At 59.5% G+C, this 17,096-nt stretch carries 16 protein-coding genes; 2 read left to right on the forward strand and 14 right to left on the reverse strand.

Features of this window, described 5'->3' with window-relative positions:
- Positions 1-37: 37 nt before the first annotated feature.
- The 5 genes from QCL65_RS16620 to sdhC all read right to left on the reverse strand — a co-directional run bounded on the left by QCL65_RS16620 (position 38) and on the right by sdhC (position 6,345).
- Positions 38-2,869 (reverse strand): 2-oxoglutarate dehydrogenase E1 component, encoded by a 2,832-nt coding sequence (locus QCL65_RS16620; protein WP_407310581.1) that lies wholly within the window; start codon positions 2,867-2,869, stop codon positions 38-40.
- A gap of 246 nt (positions 2,870-3,115) precedes the next feature.
- Complete coding sequence (locus tag QCL65_RS16625) at positions 3,116-3,820, reverse strand: succinate dehydrogenase iron-sulfur subunit (protein ID WP_407310583.1); 705 nt, start codon at positions 3,818-3,820, stop codon at positions 3,116-3,118.
- Positions 3,821-3,832: 12 nt separating this feature from the next.
- A complete protein-coding gene (gene sdhA, locus QCL65_RS16630) occupies positions 3,833-5,605 on the reverse strand; it encodes a succinate dehydrogenase flavoprotein subunit (RefSeq protein ID WP_407310585.1) in 1,773 nt (590 codons plus the stop codon).
- A 3-nt stretch (positions 5,606-5,608) separates the two neighbouring features.
- Positions 5,609-5,977, reverse strand: a complete 369-nt coding sequence (gene sdhD / locus QCL65_RS16635) for a succinate dehydrogenase, hydrophobic membrane anchor protein (protein WP_407310587.1) — start codon at positions 5,975-5,977, stop codon at positions 5,609-5,611.
- The gene (sdhC, locus tag QCL65_RS16640) at positions 5,971-6,345 is read right to left on the reverse strand and encodes a succinate dehydrogenase, cytochrome b556 subunit (protein ID WP_407310589.1); all 375 of its coding nucleotides are present in this window, start codon (positions 6,343-6,345) and stop codon (positions 5,971-5,973) included. Before sdhC ends, sdhD begins: the two co-directional genes overlap by 7 nt.
- 361 nt (positions 6,346-6,706) lie before the next feature.
- On the opposite strand from sdhC, the gene gltA reads away from it, so the two are divergent.
- Positions 6,707-7,996 (forward strand): citrate synthase, encoded by a 1,290-nt coding sequence (gltA, locus tag QCL65_RS16645; protein WP_407310591.1) that lies wholly within the window; start codon positions 6,707-6,709, stop codon positions 7,994-7,996.
- 111 nt (positions 7,997-8,107) lie between these two features.
- Here gltA and QCL65_RS16650 read toward each other — a convergent pair whose 3' ends face one another.
- From QCL65_RS16650 to QCL65_RS16690, 9 genes are all read right to left on the reverse strand, one after another.
- On the reverse strand, positions 8,108-8,713 hold the full coding sequence (locus QCL65_RS16650; protein ID WP_407310593.1) for an START domain-containing protein: 606 nt from the start codon (positions 8,711-8,713) through the stop codon (positions 8,108-8,110).
- The gene (locus tag QCL65_RS16655; RefSeq protein WP_407310595.1) at positions 8,710-8,991 is read right to left on the reverse strand and encodes a YkgJ family cysteine cluster protein; all 282 of its coding nucleotides are present in this window, start codon (positions 8,989-8,991) and stop codon (positions 8,710-8,712) included. The genes QCL65_RS16650 and QCL65_RS16655 overlap by 4 nt, the downstream gene beginning before the upstream one ends.
- An 85-nt stretch (positions 8,992-9,076) precedes the next feature.
- Positions 9,077-9,580, reverse strand: a complete 504-nt coding sequence (locus tag QCL65_RS16660) for a translation initiation factor 2 (RefSeq protein WP_407310597.1) — start codon at positions 9,578-9,580, stop codon at positions 9,077-9,079.
- A 75-nt stretch (positions 9,581-9,655) separates the two neighbouring features.
- Positions 9,656-11,101: a PLP-dependent aminotransferase family protein gene (locus tag QCL65_RS16665; protein WP_407310599.1), complete on the reverse strand. Its 1,446-nt coding sequence runs from the start codon at positions 11,099-11,101 to the stop codon at positions 9,656-9,658.
- Between the two features lie 122 nt (positions 11,102-11,223).
- Positions 11,224-12,039 carry an OmpA family protein gene (locus QCL65_RS16670; protein WP_407310601.1) on the reverse strand — a complete coding sequence of 272 codons (816 nt, stop codon included), beginning with the start codon at positions 12,037-12,039 and terminating at the stop codon, positions 11,224-11,226.
- On the reverse strand, positions 12,036-12,389 hold the full coding sequence (locus QCL65_RS16675) for a DUF4398 domain-containing protein (RefSeq protein WP_407310603.1): 354 nt from the start codon (positions 12,387-12,389) through the stop codon (positions 12,036-12,038). Before QCL65_RS16675 ends, QCL65_RS16670 begins: the two co-directional genes overlap by 4 nt.
- Before the next feature lie 10 nt (positions 12,390-12,399).
- The gene (locus QCL65_RS16680; RefSeq protein WP_407310605.1) at positions 12,400-13,230 is read right to left on the reverse strand and encodes a substrate-binding periplasmic protein; all 831 of its coding nucleotides are present in this window, start codon (positions 13,228-13,230) and stop codon (positions 12,400-12,402) included.
- 110 nt (positions 13,231-13,340) lie between these two features.
- Positions 13,341-14,285: an electron transfer flavoprotein subunit alpha/FixB family protein gene (locus QCL65_RS16685; protein WP_407310607.1), complete on the reverse strand. Its 945-nt coding sequence runs from the start codon at positions 14,283-14,285 to the stop codon at positions 13,341-13,343.
- Complete coding sequence (locus tag QCL65_RS16690) at positions 14,286-15,035, reverse strand: electron transfer flavoprotein subunit beta/FixA family protein (RefSeq protein WP_407310609.1); 750 nt, start codon at positions 15,033-15,035, stop codon at positions 14,286-14,288.
- A gap of 372 nt (positions 15,036-15,407) precedes the next feature.
- Here QCL65_RS16690 and QCL65_RS16695 point away from each other — a divergent pair, with 372 nt between their 5' ends.
- The gene (locus tag QCL65_RS16695) at positions 15,408-17,072 is read left to right on the forward strand and encodes an electron transfer flavoprotein-ubiquinone oxidoreductase (RefSeq protein WP_407310611.1); all 1,665 of its coding nucleotides are present in this window, start codon (positions 15,408-15,410) and stop codon (positions 17,070-17,072) included.
- The last annotated feature ends 24 nt before the right edge of the window (positions 17,073-17,096 follow it).

Here is a 17,096-nt window from a genome sequence, read left to right on the forward strand (position 1 = left end):
TAGTTCCTTAAATTCGGTTTCTTATGCTCGAAGGCGGTTAGACAGTGAAAGCGTCGCGCAGGAGTTTTTCCTGCTGCTCGGCGTGCATCGAAGCGTAACCACAGGCCGGTGCAGCGGATGCTTCACGGCCGGCATACTCGAGGACCAGGGTCTTCTTGTGGTTGCCGATGCTGCGACGCAAATGGTGCTGACTGCTATACCAGGCGCCCTGGTTCATCGGTTCTTCCTGACACCAGGCCACGTTTTCGAGGTTGGTGTAGGGTGCGATGGCCTCCATCAGGTCATCTTCCGGGAACGGATAGAGCTGCTCGATACGCACGATCGCGATATCGTCACGGCCTTCGGCACGGCGTTTTTCCAGCAGGTCGTAATAGACCTTGCCGCCACACAGCACCAGGCGCGTGATTTTAGCCGGGTCGTGGGCGTCGATTTCCGGGATCACGGTCTGGAACGAACCTTCGGCCAGATCTTCCAGGGTCGATACGGCCAGCTTGTGGCGCAACAGCGACTTGGGCGTGAGCACAACCAGCGGTTTGCGCAGCGGGCGAATGACCTGGCGACGCAACAGATGGTAGATCTGTGCTGGGGTGGTCGGTACGCACACCTGGATATTGTGCTCAGCGCACAACTGCAGGTAACGCTCCAGACGTGCCGAGGAGTGCTCTGGCCCCTGCCCTTCGTAACCGTGCGGCAGCAGCATGGTCAGACCGCACAGGCGGCCCCACTTGTGCTCGCCACTGGTGATGAATTGGTCGATGACCACCTGCGCGCCGTTAGCGAAGTCGCCGAACTGGGCTTCCCAGATCACCAGCGCCTCGGGCGTGGTGGTGGAGTAGCCATATTCGAACGCCAGCACCGCTTCTTCGGACAGGAACGAATCGTACAGGTCGAAACGTGGCTGGCCGCTGTAGAGGTTCTGCAACGGAATGTAGGTGGCGGCATCCTTCTGGTTGTGCAACACCGCGTGACGGTGCGAGAAGGTGCCACGGCCGATGTCCTGGCCGGTCATGCGGATCGGGTGACCTTCGAACGCCAGGGTCGCGTACGCCATGGTTTCAGCGTAACCCCAGTTGATCGGCAAGCCGCCGGCCTGCATTTTCTGGCGGTCTTCGTAGATCTTCGACACTTGGCGTTGCACGACGAAACCTTCCGGGATCTCCAGCAACTTGGCTGAGAGTTCCTGCAGGGTCTTGAGGTCGAAACGGGTGTCGTGCCGAGCGGTCCAGGCATGGCCCAGGTAAGGGCGCCAGTCGACGAACAATTCTTTGTTCGGCTCTTTGACCAGGCTCTTGACCACGTGCAAGCCGTTGTCCAAGGCATTGCGGTAGTCGTCGATCTGGCCCTGAACGCTGGCTTCATCGACCGCACCGGCCTTGACCAGGCTTTCGGCATACAGCTCGCGGGTGGTGCGCTGCTTGGCGATCTGCTGATACATCAACGGCTGCGTGCCGCTAGGCTCGTCGGCTTCGTTGTGACCACGGCGGCGGTAGCAAACCAGGTCGATGACCACGTCACGCTTGAACTGCATGCGGTAGTCGATAGCCAACTGGGTGACGAACACCACGGCTTCGGGGTCATCGCCATTGACGTGCAGGATCGGCGCCTGAATCATCTTGGCCACGTCGGTCGCGTACTCGGTGGAGCGCGCGTCGAACGGGTTGCTGATGGTAAAACCGACCTGGTTGTTGATCACGATGTGCACCGTGCCGCCGGTCTTGAAACCGCGGGTCTGGGACATCTGGAAGGTTTCCATGACCACGCCCTGGCCGGCGAAGGCCGCGTCGCCGTGGATCGAGATCGGCAGCACTTTGTCGCCGGCCGCGTCATTGCGGCGGTCCTGACGAGCACGCACCGAACCTTCGACCACTGGGGAGACGATCTCCAGGTGGGACGGGTTGAACGCCATCGCCAGGTGAACTTCGCCGCCGGTGGTCATCACGTTCGACGAGAAGCCCTGGTGGTACTTAACGTCGCCAGAGCCCAGCTCGACTTTCTTCTTGCCTTCGAACTCGTCGAACAGCTCACGCGGGTTCTTGCCGAAGGTGTTGACTAACACGTTGAGACGGCCACGGTGGGCCATGCCGATCACGACTTCTTTGGTGCCGTAGGAGCCTGAGCGCTGGATCATCTCGTCCAGCATCGGGATCAGGCTCTCGCCCCCCTCCAGGCCGAAACGCTTGGTGCCTGGGTACTTGGTGCCCAGGTATTTCTCCAGACCCTCGGCCGCCGTCACGCGCTCAAGCACATGGGAACGGATCTCGGGGGAGAACGCCGGGCGCCCACGCACGCTTTCGAGACGCTGCTGAAACCAGCTGCGCTGCTCGGAATCGGTGATGTGGGTGAACTCGGCGCCGATGGTGCGGCAATATGTCTGCTGCAACGCTTCGAAAATTTCGCGTAGGCTCGCTTCCTCTTTGCCGATGAACAGGTCGCCGGCACGGAAGGTCGTATCCAGATCGGCATTGGTCATGCCGTAATGGTTGATTGACAGGTCTGCCGGAGCAGGTCGCTTCCACAGCCCCAGCGGGTCCAGCTGGGCTGCCTGGTGGCCGCGCATCCGGTAAGCCTGAATCAATCGCAGCACTTCAACTTGCTTCTTCTCGTGCTCGCTGCTCACGCTACCGGCAGATACCGGTTGAGCGCGGCGCTGGTTTTTCGCCAGCAACACGAAATGATCGCGAATAGTTGAGTGTGAAACATCGGTGGCGGTGCTGCCTTCTGCGGGCAACTTCTGAAAGTAGGTGCGCCATTCTTCTGGCACAGCGTTAGGGTCGTGCAGGTAAAGCTCATAGAGCTCTTCCACATAGGCAGCGTTACCACCGGAAAGGTAGGCGCTGTTCCACATGCGCTGCATCACGCTTTCTTGCATGCTTGGTCACCCTCGTTTAGGGGCCACCACCGGCGTGGACGCCATAGCACGCTCGAGATAGTCCTATACAGCGACTACACCAAGCCACTTCGGATCCCGCTGATAGTCCGGGTACCAGCCCGGATGCCCCTGCTGGTCTCATTACTGCAAAATTAAAAGCGCAAACCTGGGGGCTTACACTCAAGTTATCACTGCGGCACCGGCATCGATGCAAGCGCCGCAGCGGCTTACGGGTAAAGCAATGAATCAGACGCCGCTTTGCAGCAACATATTACGTACGTGACCGATTGCCTTGGTTGGGTTCAAACCCTTGGGGCAAACGTTGACGCAGTTCATGATGCCCCGGCAGCGGAATACACTGAACGGATCGTCCAGCGAAGCCAGGCGTTCGTTGGTCCGGGTGTCACGGCTGTCAGCCAGGAAACGGTAGGCTTGCAGCAGCGCAGCAGGGCCCAGGAATTTGTCTGGGTTCCACCAGAAGGACGGGCAAGACGTCGAGCAGCAAGCGCACAGAATGCACTCGTACAAGCCGTCGAGCTTCTCACGTTCTTCGGGCGATTGCAGGCGCTCGATAGACGGCGCCGGCGTATCGTTCTGCAGGAACGGCTTCACCTTCTCGTATTGCTTGTAGAAGATGCTCATATCGACCACAAGGTCACGGATAACCGGCAAACCTGGCAGCGGACGCACCACCAATTTGTTACCTTTTACGACAGCCGACAACGGCGTCACGCAGGCCAGGCCGTTTTTGCCGTTGATGTTCATGCCGTCGGAGCCACACACGCCTTCACGGCACGAGCGACGGTAAGAAAAGCCTTCGTCCTGCTCTTTGATCAGGGCGAGTACATCGAGCACCATGACATCCTTGCCGCCGGTATCGACCTGGAACTCCTGCATCGACGGCGCAGCGTCCTGGTCCGGGTTGTAGCGATAAACACTGACTTGCAACATAGCTGCCACCCCTTAATAAGTCCGGATTTTCGGTTCGAAAGTCGGAACGGTTTTCGGCGAGAAGTTCACGGCGCGCTTGGCAACACGTTTTTCACCCGGGAAATACAGGGTGTGACACAGCCAGTTTTCGTCGTCGCGGTCTTCGAAGTCTTCACGGGCGTGAGCGCCGCGGGACTCTTTGCGGTGTTCTGCAGCGATAGCGGTGGCTTCAGCCACTTCCAGCAGGTTTTGCAGTTCCAGCGCTTCGATTCGAGCCGTGTTGAAACCCTGGCTCTTGTCGTTGATTTTGACGTTGGCAATGCGCTCGCGCAGGCTAGCCAGCTGGTCGATACCCTTCTGCATGTATTCGCCGGTACGGAACACACCGAAATAGTTCTGCATGCAGCTTTGCAGTTCTTTGCGCAGGGAAGCGACGTCTTCGCCGGTGGTCCGCGCATTCAGCGCGTCCAAACGAGCCAGTGCGACTTCCAGGTCGGTATCGCTGGCACGGCGGTAGTCGATACCTTCGCTGAGCGCTTTCTCCAAATGCAGCCCGGCCGCGCGGCCGAATACCACCAGGTCGAGCAGCGAGTTGCCACCCAGACGGTTGGCACCGTGGACGGATACACAGGCGACTTCACCTACCGCGAACAGCCCCGGGATAACAACGTCATTGCCGTTGGCGTCCTGGGTCATGGCCTGGCCATGAATGTTGGTGGCAACGCCGCCCATCATATAGTGGCAAGTCGGCACAACCGGGATCGGGGCCACGGCGGGGTCGACGTGGGCGAAGGTTTTCGACAGCTCCATGATGCCTGGCAGGCGGCTGTGCAGCACTTCCTCACCGAGGTGATCGAGCTTGAGCATCACGTGGTCGCCATCTGGACCACAGCCGTTACCGGCGATAATTTCTTTAACCATGGAACGTGCGACAACGTCACGCCCAGCAAGGTCCTTCGCATTCGGCGCATAACGTTCCATGAAACGCTCGCCATGCTTGTTGATCAGGTAACCGCCTTCACCTCGGCAACCTTCAGTGACCAGTACACCTGCGCCGGCGATGCCGGTTGGGTGGAACTGCCACATTTCGATGTCTTGCACCGGCACGCCAGCACGCAGCGCCATGCCAACGCCGTCACCGGTGTTGATCAGGGCATTGGTGGTGGACGAATAGATGCGCCCTGCACCGCCGGTAGCCAGAACCGTAGCGCTGGAACGGATGTAGGAGGTTTCGCCGGTTTCGATGCAGATAGCGATAACGCCGACAATGGCGCCGTCCTGATTCTTCACCAGATCCACAGCGTAGTATTCGTTCAGAAACACCGTGCCAGCTTTGAGGTTGGCCTGATACAGGGTGTGCAACAACGCGTGACCGGTACGGTCAGCCGCGGCGCAGGTACGTGCCGCCTGGCCGCCTTTGCCGAAGTCCTTGGACTGGCCACCGAATGGACGCTGGTAGATGCGGCCCTGCTCGGTACGCGAGAACGGCAGGCCCATGTGCTCCAGTTCGAACACCGCCTCAGGGCCTACGGAACACATGTACTCGATGGCGTCTTGGTCGCCGATGTAGTCGGAACCCTTGACGGTGTCGTACATGTGCCAGCGCCAGTCATCGTTCGGGTCGGCAGAAGCGATGGCGCAGGTAATACCGCCCTGGGCCGACACGGTGTGCGAGCGAGTGGGAAATACTTTGGTGACTACGGCGGTTTTGTGGCCGCCCTGGGCGAGCTGCAGCGCCGCGCGCATGCCAGCACCGCCACCACCAATAATGATGGCATCAAAAGAAAGCGTACTAATATTAGCCATGAATCAGATACCCCAAAGAATCTGCACGCCCCAGACGAAGTACGCAAACATCGCGACCCCACAAACAGCCTGGAACAGGAAACGTATCGTCGTTGCGGACTTACCGAACGCCATGGGCGTGAGGTAGTCGGTGGCAATGGTCCACATGCCGACCCACGCGTGGGCGCCAAGGGCAACCAGAGCCAGCAGGCTGAAGATACGCATCGCGTTATTGGCAAACAAAGCATGCCATTGGGTGTAGTCGATTCCTGGGTGGGCCACGATGTAGCCGATCAGAAAAATGAAATAAGCCGCGAGAACGACCGCAGAGACTCGTTGCGCCATCCAGTCATAGAGGCCCGAACGCGAAAGGTTCGTAACGTTGGTTACCATATCCAAACTCCTGCCAGAACGATCAGCACCACAGATACGGCGAGAACGATTTTCGAGCCCAGTTTGCCGCCTTCCAGCGTTTCACCGATGCCCGAGTCCATGATCAGGTGACGAATGCCAGCCACCAGGTGGTACAGCAGGGCGGATAGGAGACCCCAGATCACGAGCTTGGCCAGCGGGCTGGTCATCCAAGCCTTCACGTCATCGAAGCCTTCCTGCGAATCCAGAGATGTGCCCAATGCATAAAGCATGATGGCGATTCCCAGAAACAGGATGACACCGGAGATACGGTGAAGAATGGACGTGTAAGCAGTGACAGGGAGTTTGATGGTCCTTAGGTCTAGGTTTACAGGTCGTTGGCTTTTCACGGCTTTTTTTTCACACTGAAGAGCCCCTAACAAGCAGGGCAAAGTTGTCGGGAAGTGTACTGGTCAGGTACTCACCACCCAGGGAGTGACGACCCCGTCGAACAGGCTCAAAAGCCCCGGCGGTCGGAGGCCGAGTATAGACAGTTAGGCTACTAATGACAACGCACCCCGCTCCCCGTAATGGTGCATTGCAATGATCGGATAAAAGGCGTAAATAGCGATGAATTTCGCGGAAAAAACCGCCGTAAAGCCTTATACAACGCGACTTTAAGCAAATTGACATTCGCATTTATCTCACTATAGTGGTGCGGGCCCTGCGTGGGGGGCTGTCTGATGATTTCAAGCATTAATAGGAGGCCACATGGCTGACAAAAAAGCGCAGTTGATCATCGAGGGCGCAGCCCCCGTCGAGCTGCCCATTTTAACCGGCACCGTGGGTCCCGATGTCATCGACGTCCGGAGCTTGACCACCACAGGCCGTTTCACCTTTGACCCCGGTTTCATGTCGACCGCCTCGTGCGAATCGAAGATCACCTATATCGACGGTGACAACGGTATCCTGCTGCATCGCGGCTACCCGATAGAACAGTTGGCGGAGAAATCCGACTACCTGGAAACCTGTTATCTACTGCTTAACGGCGAACTGCCGAACGCCGAGCAGAAAGCTACCTTCGTCAGCACCGTAAAGAACCACACCATGGTGCACGAGCAGCTCAAGACCTTCTTCAACGGCTTCCGCCGTGATGCTCACCCCATGGCGGTCATGTGCGGCGTGGTCGGCGCCCTGTCGGCGTTCTACCATGACTCGCTGGACATCAAAAACCCGCAACACCGGGAAATTTCCGCTATTCGCCTGGTTGCCAAAATGCCAACCCTGGCGGCGATGGTTTATAAGTACTCCATGGGCCAGCCCATGATGTACCCGCGTAACGACCTGACCTACGCGGAAAACTTCCTGCACATGATGTTCAACACCCCGTGCGAGATCAAACCGATCAGCCCGGTGCTGGCCAAGGCGATGGACAAGATCTTTATCCTTCACGCCGACCACGAGCAGAACGCCTCCACCTCCACGGTGCGCCTGGCGGGCTCGTCGGGTGCCAACCCGTTCGCCTGCATCGCGGCCGGCATCGCGGCCCTCTGGGGCCCTGCCCACGGCGGCGCCAACGAAGCCGTACTGACCATGCTGGACGAAATTGGCGATGTGTCGAATATCGACACCTACATCGCCAAGGCCAAGGACAAAGACGACCCGTTCAAGCTCATGGGCTTCGGCCACCGCGTCTACAAAAACCGTGACCCACGGGCCACGGTCATGAAGCAGACCTGCGACGAAGTGCTCAAGGAACTGGGGATCACCAACGATCCGCAACTCGAACTGGCCATGCGCCTGGAAGAGATCGCCCTGACCGACCCGTACTTCATCGAACGCTCGCTGTACCCGAACGTCGACTTCTACTCAGGGATCATCCTGAAAGCGATCGGCATTCCTACCAGCATGTTCACCGTGATCTTTGCCCTGGCACGCACCGTCGGCTGGATCTCGCACTGGAAAGAAATGCTCTCTAGCCCCTACAAGATCGGGCGCCCGCGCCAGCTCTACACGGGCGAGCCATCGCGCGACGTGACCCAACTCGACGCGCGCAAGTAATCGTTCGAGCAAAGCAAAAAGGCTGCCCGCGGGCAGCCTTTTTTGTGGATCGAACTAAAGTACGGTACAGCTAAAAATTATTCGACCAAAGGTCAAGGTGTACCGATTCAGCTACTGAGCCGCTCGCTCTTTTAATGCCTTGAGCGTATTGAACGGGGCGTCGACCACAAACTTATTGGCCAGCCAGGACGGCACGCTACCGCCGGGTTCGGTGTGCACCTGGTAGATCACTTCAGTTTGGTCCTTGCCTTTGGGCACCATCTTCCAGAAGCCTTTGACCTCAGCCACCCGCACGAAGCCTTTTTCCTCGGGGATGTATTGTGGCGCGCCTTCGAGCTCGCGGGTCAGGCTGCCATCTGCGCCCTCGACCGTGGTGATGTGCAACACCGAATCCCGCGGCGTCACCGGCCATGGGGTATTGAACTGGCTGTAGGTCCAGGTCTGATTGCCTTCATGCTTGAGCAGCTTTTGCATCTTGCACTCATGCACCCAAGCACAAGCCCCCGTCACGTCCTCCTGCAAGGCACGCAACTTGGCGACGCTGGCATTGATCACGGTCACCCCACGATACGCCTTGTACTTGGAGCCCGGGACCTCACTCAAGGACACCTTGATGCCCTCGGCCTCCTTGGCCACCTGCCAATCTTCTGCATGGACCGCCCCCGCGACCCAGCCCGACAGGCACAGCACAACCGTCATTCGATGCAACGCTCTCATATTATTGTTCCTTGTTTTTGAGGATCTTCCAGGGTCATCCGCTCCCACCAGCCGAGAATCCGAATGGCCTCTTCATCGCTATCGCCACACACTTCCCGATCAGCCTTGAAGTTGCCGCACACCGCCGGCCGCTCAGGGCGACCGAATAGCGCGCAGAGGTTGGCCAGGGTCAAATGCAGGCAGCGCTGACCCGCCAGCTTGCCGTGGGGCATGCCAGGCAATGGCGAAGAGATGGATGGGGCGATACAGCAGGCCCCACAGCCTTCACGGCAATTCATGGCGACAAGACCTCGGCACAACGGACAGGATTGGATGGACGGGATATTACTCGCCTAAACAGTCGTTTGAAATCACCTCAAGCGACTATTGTTTGAATTCAAAATCCAACGCGGCACCCTCGACGTCACGCCGACTCTCGTTGCGCATCTGCAATTGCATTTCGTTGTTCAGCAAGCGCCCGTTGAGCTGGAAGGGAGTGTCTGCGGCCGGTTTTTCGGCAAACAAGGCCGGTAGCAAGGTCTTGCGGGTAGGGGGTACCTGGTTGCGGACCTGGCCTGGCGGCTGCAGGTCGTGAACCATGTCTTTGGGCAGAGTCAGGTCCAGTTTGGCCTCGGGCACATCGGCGGCGACTGCATCCGCTTTCTTCCGCGAAGCGGTCTTAGCCGCTGGCTTTTTCTTCGCCTTCGCCGCAGCGGCTGGCTTGGCTTTGGCTTTGGCTTTATCAGCCGCTTTGGCTGGCGCAGCGCTAGCCGCCGGGGCATCGGCTGCCCCTGGCGCCGATGACGACGCTTGGCCAGACTCGGCAAGCACCGGCGATGCAGCCAGACAAGCCCACAGCAAACAGGTCACGCAATAAATAGCTTTCATAGACGGCCAACAGACGCCAGCGGGGCCCTTATGCTCACCCCTGCCAGCTCGGCTGACAAGAGCCGCTCGGAGCTTTTAATAGAAGGCCCCCGAAGCGGACTCTTGGCACAGCTGCCCCGCCAACATGCCCAGGGTGGCCAAGGCCCGCTCTGCCTCGCGATTCCAGGGAAAACCGCAGTTCAAGCGGATGCAGTGGTTGAACTGCTCGGTGTTACTGAAAATCAAGCCAGGGGCAATACTGATACCCTGCTCCAGCGCCCGCACATGCAGCTCTTGGGCATTGACTCGGCCTGGCAGGCTGACCCAAAGAATAAAGCCACCCAGGGGCCGGGTGATTTGCGTGCCCTCAGGGAAATACTGCTGCACCGCCAATTGATAAGCACTGAGGTTTTTTCGGTACTCCTGGCGGATAAAGCGCAAATGGCGGTCGTAACCGCCGTTTTCCAGGTAACCCGCCACGCCCATTTGGGTCACGCTACAGGCCGAGTGAGTGCTAAAAGTTTGCAGCCGCTGGATTTCCGCCTGGTACTTACCGGCAATCATCCAACCGATCCGCACGCCGGGCGACAGCGTTTTGGAAAAACTCGAGCAGTACACGACCTGGCCCAGCCGATCGTAGGCCTTGAGCGCTTTGGTCTTACCCTGCTCGAACATCAATTCCCCATAAACGTCGTCTTCAATCACTTGGATATTGAAGTCCGAACTCAAGCGCAGTAACTGCTTCATGCGCTCTTCGGGCATGGTCCCGCCCAGCGGGTTGCTCAACCGCGGCGTCAGCACCAAGGCACGGATCGACCATTGGTTGGCCGCCAGTTGCAGGGCTTCCAGGCTAATACCAGTGGCCGGGTCGCTGGGAATTTCGATGACCTTGAGGCCCAACAGGTCGGCCAGTTGCAGCAGGCCGTAGTAAGTCGGCGATTCGGCCGCAATCAGATCGCCCGGGCGGGTCAGAATGCGCAGCGACATCTGCAACGCATCGACGCAGCCGTGGGTAATGACGATTTCGCTGGGGTCGACTACCACGCCCGCGTCGCGCATGCGGATCGCCACCTGCCGGCGCAGGGGCTCGTAGCCTGGGCTAAACATGTAGCTGAAAGCCCGCGGGCTATGAAAGCGCGTGACCTTGGCCAACTGCTGGTGCAGGGCGCGCACGGGCAGGTAGTCGACGTGGGGCACCGCCGCCCCCAGAGGGAATACCCCTTCGCGGCGGGACTCATCAAGTACTTGCTGGATAATGCTGCTGCGCGTGACCAGCCCCGGCCGCTCGACACGCGCGATGTCAGGCGTGGGCGCAGTCAACGCGGGGGTTTGGTGCACGTAATAGCCAGACTGCGGCCGTGCCCGGATCAGCCCTTGGTCTTCCAGGTTGGCATAGGCCTGCAGCACCGTGGCATGGCTGACGTTGAGCTGGGAGCTCATCTTGCGCACCGACGGCACCCGCTCACCGGGCTGGTAAACGCCGCGACGGATGTCCTCGGCCAACTGCTGGGCAATGCGCTGATAAAGCAGAAGGTTGGACATGGCCCAGCTCCGAAAAATTACCGGAACAGTCTATAACTGTACGGGGACAGTTGCCAATAAGGCATCCATAGGATCATTCTGCCCTGTCCCCGCCATGCTCATCCTTGACCTACTACCGCGCTTCAGCGCGGCAGGCCTAGGACGCCCTTCTCATTGGAAAACACGATTTCCACCCGGCGGTTCTGCGCCCTGCCCCGTTCGGACGCGTTCACGTCGATGGGATACTGATCACCGTAGCCTTCAACCTGGATCCGTTTTTCGTCGATACCCAGGTCCACCAGGGTGTCTGCCACCGATTGGGCGCGGTCCCGCGAAAGCTTCAGGTTGAAGGCCTTGTCGCCGGTGTTATCGGTATAACCTTCGATACGCACGATGCGCTTGGGGTTGAGCTGAAGAAATTGCGCAAGCTTGAGCACGGTGCGGTTGGCCGAAGCCTTGAGGTCTGCTTCACCGGTATCGAACAGGACATCGCCAAGGGTCAGGACCAAGCCACGATCCGCCTCCATATTGGCCAGGCTGACGATTTGCTCTTCCAGCCATTTGCCTTGCTGCTGCACGCTCTGCAACTTGGACTCACGCAGGGCGAGCTGCAAGCGTTGGCGCTCCAGTTCCAGTTTCAGGCGACGCTCTTCATTAAGCGCCTGCTCGCTGTGCTGGCGAGCGATCTGGCTGTAGCGTTGGCTCAAGTAGGCGTAGTGTTGGACATCTTCAGCCGTGCCCCAGTAGCTGGCCAAGCGCTCGGCACGCGCTAACGACTCGCCCGCCCGGATGACGTCTTTAGGCGCGCTGCGCAGCACTGCGGAATCTTCTTTGACCTGCTGGAAGCTGGCGCTGGCCTGCTGCAGGGCCTGTTGGCTGTCCTGACTGCTGGCGCAACCGACCAGGCCGATGGCTACGGCGGCGAGGGACCAATGGGCAAGGGTGCGCGAATGTCTCATTGGCTCGCCCCCAACTGCTTGCGCAGGCGCTCGATACGGGTTTGCAGCAGCGTCACCTGGGCCTGGCTTTTCTCGGTCAACACCTGTGCTTCGGCCAGGCGGGCATCCAGTTCAGCCTGCTCGGCCTGCAAACGCGCCTGACGATAAGCCTGATGCTGAATATCGGCCTGGGCCTGGGCGTATTTGTCACTGGCCAGTTTCATTTCTGCGATGTCGTCATTGGCACCCACCGCACGCGCTTGCTCAACGGCCTGCTGGGTCAGAAGCATCTGCTCGGTTGGCAGCGGATCGGACGCGCAGCCGGCCAGGCCCAGGAGCCCCACAGCCGCGCATAATGATCGAAATTTCACTAAGTATTCCTTACTGTTTTGGGGCGCTAGGGGCAGGCTGTTGAGCCTTCCAGCGCTCTACGTTGCGCTGCACCAGTTCAGGCGGCACACCGGCGGCGGCCAATTCTGTCATTTTTTTCGCCAGCTGTCCGCGCAACCAAGGCTCATTGCACGCCGAGTCATGGGACAGCGCCAAATACAGGCCTGGGCGATCCAGGGGGATTTCCCGGGGGCCCAGGTCTTGGCCCAAGCCCAGGGCCTGCACCTGGGCAATGGCGGCATAGCGCCCGGCAACCACGTACTCGACCTGGCCGAGCATCAGCTTATGCAGGGCGCGGGTCAGGTTTTCCGTGCGCTCGAGGCTCAACTGTTCCTGGGCCAGGGCCTGGAACGCGGCGGTCGGGCGCGCGCGATTGGAAATTGCCCCCGCATGCCCATGCAAATCGGCCAGGCTGCGGTACAGCAAGGGCGAATCGAGCCGGGTCCACACTAGATAGTCGTTCTGCACCATGGCGGGGTGGACATAGTCCAGGGTTTCCAACTCGGCTACGGTCAGGGGAGCGTCGGCTAGCAGGTCGATGCGCCCACTTTTCACTTCTTCCAAGGCTTCGCTGCGCTTGCCGGCGTAGAGCAGGTCGAGCTTCACGCCCAACTCTGTGGCTACTTTGTCGAGCAAGTCGGCGTTGATACCAATCAGGTGCCGAGGGTCTTGCGGGTCACGCCACAAATACGGCGGCGCATCCGGGCTGCCGGTGGCCACCAACCGCTCGCACTTGCCCGCCGCCTGTGCAGCGCTCCATGGCGCCAGCGCCAACCCCAATAGCAGCACCCAGTGGCGCCCGCCTAGCCGAACCATGCCCATGCCCTTTTATCGGTGTTTGAAAATGCCCTGAAACGACAAAGCCCGCGCGCCTTGCAGTTGCCATTTGGGCAACCCTCGACGAACGGGCTTTGGCCGATCAAGTGCTGGAATTAAACCAGCTTCTCCAGCTCAGGGACAGCTTCGAACAAGTCAGCCACCAGGCCGTAATCGGCGACCTGGAAAATCGGCGCTTCTTCGTCCTTGTTGATCGCAACGATCACTTTGGAGTCTTTCATGCCTGCCAAATGCTGAATGGCGCCGGAGATGCCCACGGCGATGTACAGCTGTGGCGCGACGATCTTGCCGGTCTGGCCCACCTGCATGTCGTTGGGCACAAAGCCCGCATCGACTGCCGCACGCGAAGCGCCCACCGCAGCACCAAGCTTGTCGGCCAGGGTGTAGAGGTGGCTGAAGTTCTCACCGTTTTGCATACCACGGCCGCCGGAAACGACGATCTTGGCGGCGGTGAGCTCAGGCCGATCGGACTTGGCCAGCTCTTCACCGACAAAGCTCGACTGCCCGGCATCATGGGCGCCTGCGACGGTTTCGACGGACGCCGAACCACCTTCTGCAGCCACAGCATCGAAGCCGGTAGCCCGAACGGTGATGACTTTGATCGCGGCACTCGACTGCACGGTGGCGATCGCATTGCCTGCGTAGATCGGGCGCTTGAAGGTGTCGGGCGACTCTACCGAAATGATCTCGGAGATCTGATCGACGTCCAGCACGGCGGCCACGCGCGGCATAATATTCTTGCCATTGGCAGTGGCGGCGCTCAGCACATGGCTGTAGGCCGGTGCCAGCTCAACGATCAGCGGCGCCACGTTTTCTGGCAGCTGGTGAGCGTAAACAGCATTGTCGGCCACCAGCACTTTGCTCACGCCGGCGATCTTGGCGGCAGCCTCAACCACACTGCCCACTTTGTCGCCCACCACCAGCACGTGCACTTCGCCGCCGATCTGAGCGGCAGCGGCAACGGTGTTCAAGGTCGAAGGGGCCACGCCAGTGTTGACCTGACCTTCGGTTACATAGTCAGCGATAACCAGGATCGTCATTTAGATTACCTTCGCTTCGTTTTTCAGTTTTTCGACCAGTTCAGCCACCGACTTGACCTTGATACCGGCGCTGCGCACGGCCGGCGCTTCGACTTTCAGGGTTTTGTTGGTAGAACCGACAGCGACACCGAGGGCATCGGGGGTCAGCACTTCCAGCGGCTTTTTCTTGGCCTTCATGATGTTCGGCAACGAGGCGTAGCGTGGCTCGTTGAGGCGCAGGTCGGTGGTGACGATGGCTGGCAGGGCCAGGCCGACCGTTTGCAGGCCGTCGTCGACTTCACGGGTGACGTTGACTTTGTCACCGGCCACTTCGACCTTGGAGGCGAACGTGCCTTGGGCGTAGCCACTCAACGCGGCGAGCATTTGCCCGGTTTGGTTGTTGTCGCTGTCGATCGCCTGTTTACCCAGGATCACCAGTTGCGGCTGCTCCTTGTCGACCAGCGCTTTGAGCAGCTTGGCCACGGCCAGGGAGTTCAGCTCTTCGGCGTGCTCGACCAACACAGCGCGGTCGGCGCCCAGGGCCAGAGCGGTACGCAGTTGCTCTTGGGCGGTGGTCGGGCCAATGGTGACCACGACGATTTCGCTGGCCACGCCCTTCTCTTTGAGGCGTACGGCCTCTTCCACGGCGATCTCGCAGAAGGGGTTCATGGACATCTTGACGTTGGCCAAGTCGACGCCGGAGTTGTCCGCCTTGACGCGGACCTTGACGTTATAGTCAACCACTCGTTTGATAGCTACAAGAACCTTCATGGATTCCTCGTTACGCTCCGGTGAAAAGAAAGTCGCCCAGGCAGACCGGACGATGTGAATACGTTGGAAGCCGATCCGGCTTTAAGTGCTGAACCTATATTACACTGACAAGGCAGGCAAAACCGCCCGTATCTTGACTGCATAGCCTAGGCCGGTCAATACGCGGAACTGACCGGTCACGCCCCGCGCCACTTTGATTTTACAGGCCTGCAACCGATTCAAACAAACGTTTGTATTGGACCCCGCCAGCGGTATGGATATAATGCCCAGCCTTGATGCCAAATGTTTCTGTAGTGCCTGCCGGTCTGCGCTACACCGAGCACCTTACACCTAATTAGAAAAGCCTGATGAGCCTTGAGTAGGAGACAACCTGTGGAACGCGAATACATGGAATTCGACGTGGTCATCGTCGGGGCCGGCCCCGCTGGCCTGTCCGCTGCCTGCCGGCTGAAACAACAAGCCGCCCAAGCCGGTGGCGAGATCAGCGTCTGCGTGGTGGAAAAAGGCTCCGAGGTCGGCGCCCATATCCTTTCCGGCGCGGTATTCGAACCACGGGCCTTGAACGAACTGTTCCCCGATTGGAAGGCACTCGGTGCGCCGCTGCACACCGAGGTCAAGCGCGACGACATCTTCATTCTAAAGAATGCCCAGGCCGCAAGCAAAATCCCCGGCCCGTTCGTGCCCAAAACCATGCACAACGAAGGCAACTATATTATCTCCCTGGGCAATCTGTGCCGCTGGCTGGCCCAGCAGGCCGAAAACCTCGGCGTGGAAATCTACCCCGGTTTCGCCGCCCAGGAAGCCCTGATCGATGAAGCCGGTGTGGTGCGCGGCATCATTACTGGCGACCTTGGTGTCGACCGCGAAGGCAAGCCAAAAGAAGGCCTGTACACCCCTGGTATGGAATTGCGTGGTAAGTACACGCTGTTCGCCGAAGGGTGCCGCGGGCACATTGGCAAGCAACTGATCAAGCGCTACAACCTGGACAGCGAGGCTGATGCCCAGCACTACGGCATTGGCCTGAAAGAAATCTGGGAAGTCGACCCCGCCAAGCATGAGCAGGGCCTGGTGGTGCACACCGCCGGCTGGCCGCTGGACATTATGGGCACCGACAACACCGGCGGGTCGTTCCTTTACCACGTAGAAAACAACCAGGTGGTGGTGGGCCTTATTGTCGATCTGTCCTACGCCAACCCGTACCTCTCGCCCTTCGACGAATTCCAGCGGCTCAAGCACCATCCGGTGTTCAGCCAGTACCTGGAAGGCGGCAAGCGCATCAGCTACGGCGCTCGGGCCATCTGCAAGGGTGGTTTGAACTCGCTGCCCAAGATGGTCTTCGCCGGTGGTGCCCTGATCGGCTGCGACCTGGGGACGCTGAACTTCGCCAAGATCAAAGGCAGCCATACGGCCATGAAGTCCGGCATGCTGGCCGCCGATGCAGTGGCCCAGGCTCTGCTCGCGGGCGCTGAAGGCGGTGACGTGCTCAACGGTTACGTCGATGGTTTCAAGGCCAGCTGGCTGCATGAAGAACTATTCGCCAGCCGTAACTTCGGCGCGGCGATCCACAAATGGGGCCCGTTACTGGGCGGTGCGTTCAACTTCGTCGATCAAAACCTGTTCGCCGGCAAGTTGCCGTTCACCCTGCACGACAACAAGCCCGACTACGCCTGCCTGAAACTGGCCGCTGACTGCGCCAGAATCGACTACCCCAAGCCGGACGGCAAACTGAGTTTCGATAAGCTCAGCTCGGTGTTTATCTCCAACACCAACCACGAAGAAGAACAGCCCTGCCACCTCAAGCTCAAAGACCCGAGCATCCCCATCAGCACCAACCTGCCGCTCTACGATGAGCCCGCGCAGCGTTACTGCCCGGCCGGTGTGTACGAGGTGGTGACCCAGGAGGACGGCGAAAAACGCTTCCAAATCAATGCCCAGAACTGCGTGCACTGCAAGACCTGCGACATCAAGGACCCTTCGCAGAACATCACCTGGGTTACCCCGGAAGGCGCTGGCGGGCCTACTTACCCTAATATGTGATTTGAAGATCAAGGGCTCGGGGGC

Origin of the sequence: Pseudomonas sp. nanlin1 (assembly GCF_045571515.1) — a bacterium.
Lineage (GTDB): Bacteria > Pseudomonadota > Gammaproteobacteria > Pseudomonadales > Pseudomonadaceae > Aquipseudomonas.

Bases quoted from the DNA above. Each gene is read 5' to 3' on its own strand.
- QCL65_RS16620 (WP_407310581.1), bottom strand. From the start codon at position 2,869: ATGCAAGAAAGCGTGATGCAGCGCATGTGGAACAGCGCCTACCTTTCC.
- QCL65_RS16625 (WP_407310583.1), bottom strand. From the start codon at position 3,820: ATGTTGCAAGTCAGTGTTTATCGCTACAACCCGGACCAGGACGCTGCG.
- sdhA (WP_407310585.1), bottom strand. From the start codon at position 5,605: ATGGCTAATATTAGTACGCTTTCTTTTGATGCCATCATTATTGGTGGT.
- sdhD (WP_407310587.1), bottom strand. From the start codon at position 5,977: ATGGTAACCAACGTTACGAACCTTTCGCGTTCGGGCCTCTATGACTGG.
- gltA (WP_407310591.1), top strand. From the start codon at position 6,707: ATGGCTGACAAAAAAGCGCAGTTGATCATCGAGGGCGCAGCCCCCGTC.
- QCL65_RS16650 (WP_407310593.1), bottom strand. From the start codon at position 8,713: ATGAGAGCGTTGCATCGAATGACGGTTGTGCTGTGCCTGTCGGGCTGG.
- QCL65_RS16655 (WP_407310595.1), bottom strand. From the start codon at position 8,991: ATGAATTGCCGTGAAGGCTGTGGGGCCTGCTGTATCGCCCCATCCATC.
- QCL65_RS16660 (WP_407310597.1), bottom strand. From the start codon at position 9,580: ATGAAAGCTATTTATTGCGTGACCTGTTTGCTGTGGGCTTGTCTGGCT.
- QCL65_RS16665 (WP_407310599.1), bottom strand. From the start codon at position 11,101: ATGTCCAACCTTCTGCTTTATCAGCGCATTGCCCAGCAGTTGGCCGAG.
- QCL65_RS16670 (WP_407310601.1), bottom strand. From the start codon at position 12,039: ATGAGACATTCGCGCACCCTTGCCCATTGGTCCCTCGCCGCCGTAGCC.
- QCL65_RS16680 (WP_407310605.1), bottom strand. From the start codon at position 13,230: ATGGGCATGGTTCGGCTAGGCGGGCGCCACTGGGTGCTGCTATTGGGG.
- QCL65_RS16685 (WP_407310607.1), bottom strand. From the start codon at position 14,285: ATGACGATCCTGGTTATCGCTGACTATGTAACCGAAGGTCAGGTCAAC.
- QCL65_RS16690 (WP_407310609.1), bottom strand. From the start codon at position 15,035: ATGAAGGTTCTTGTAGCTATCAAACGAGTGGTTGACTATAACGTCAAG.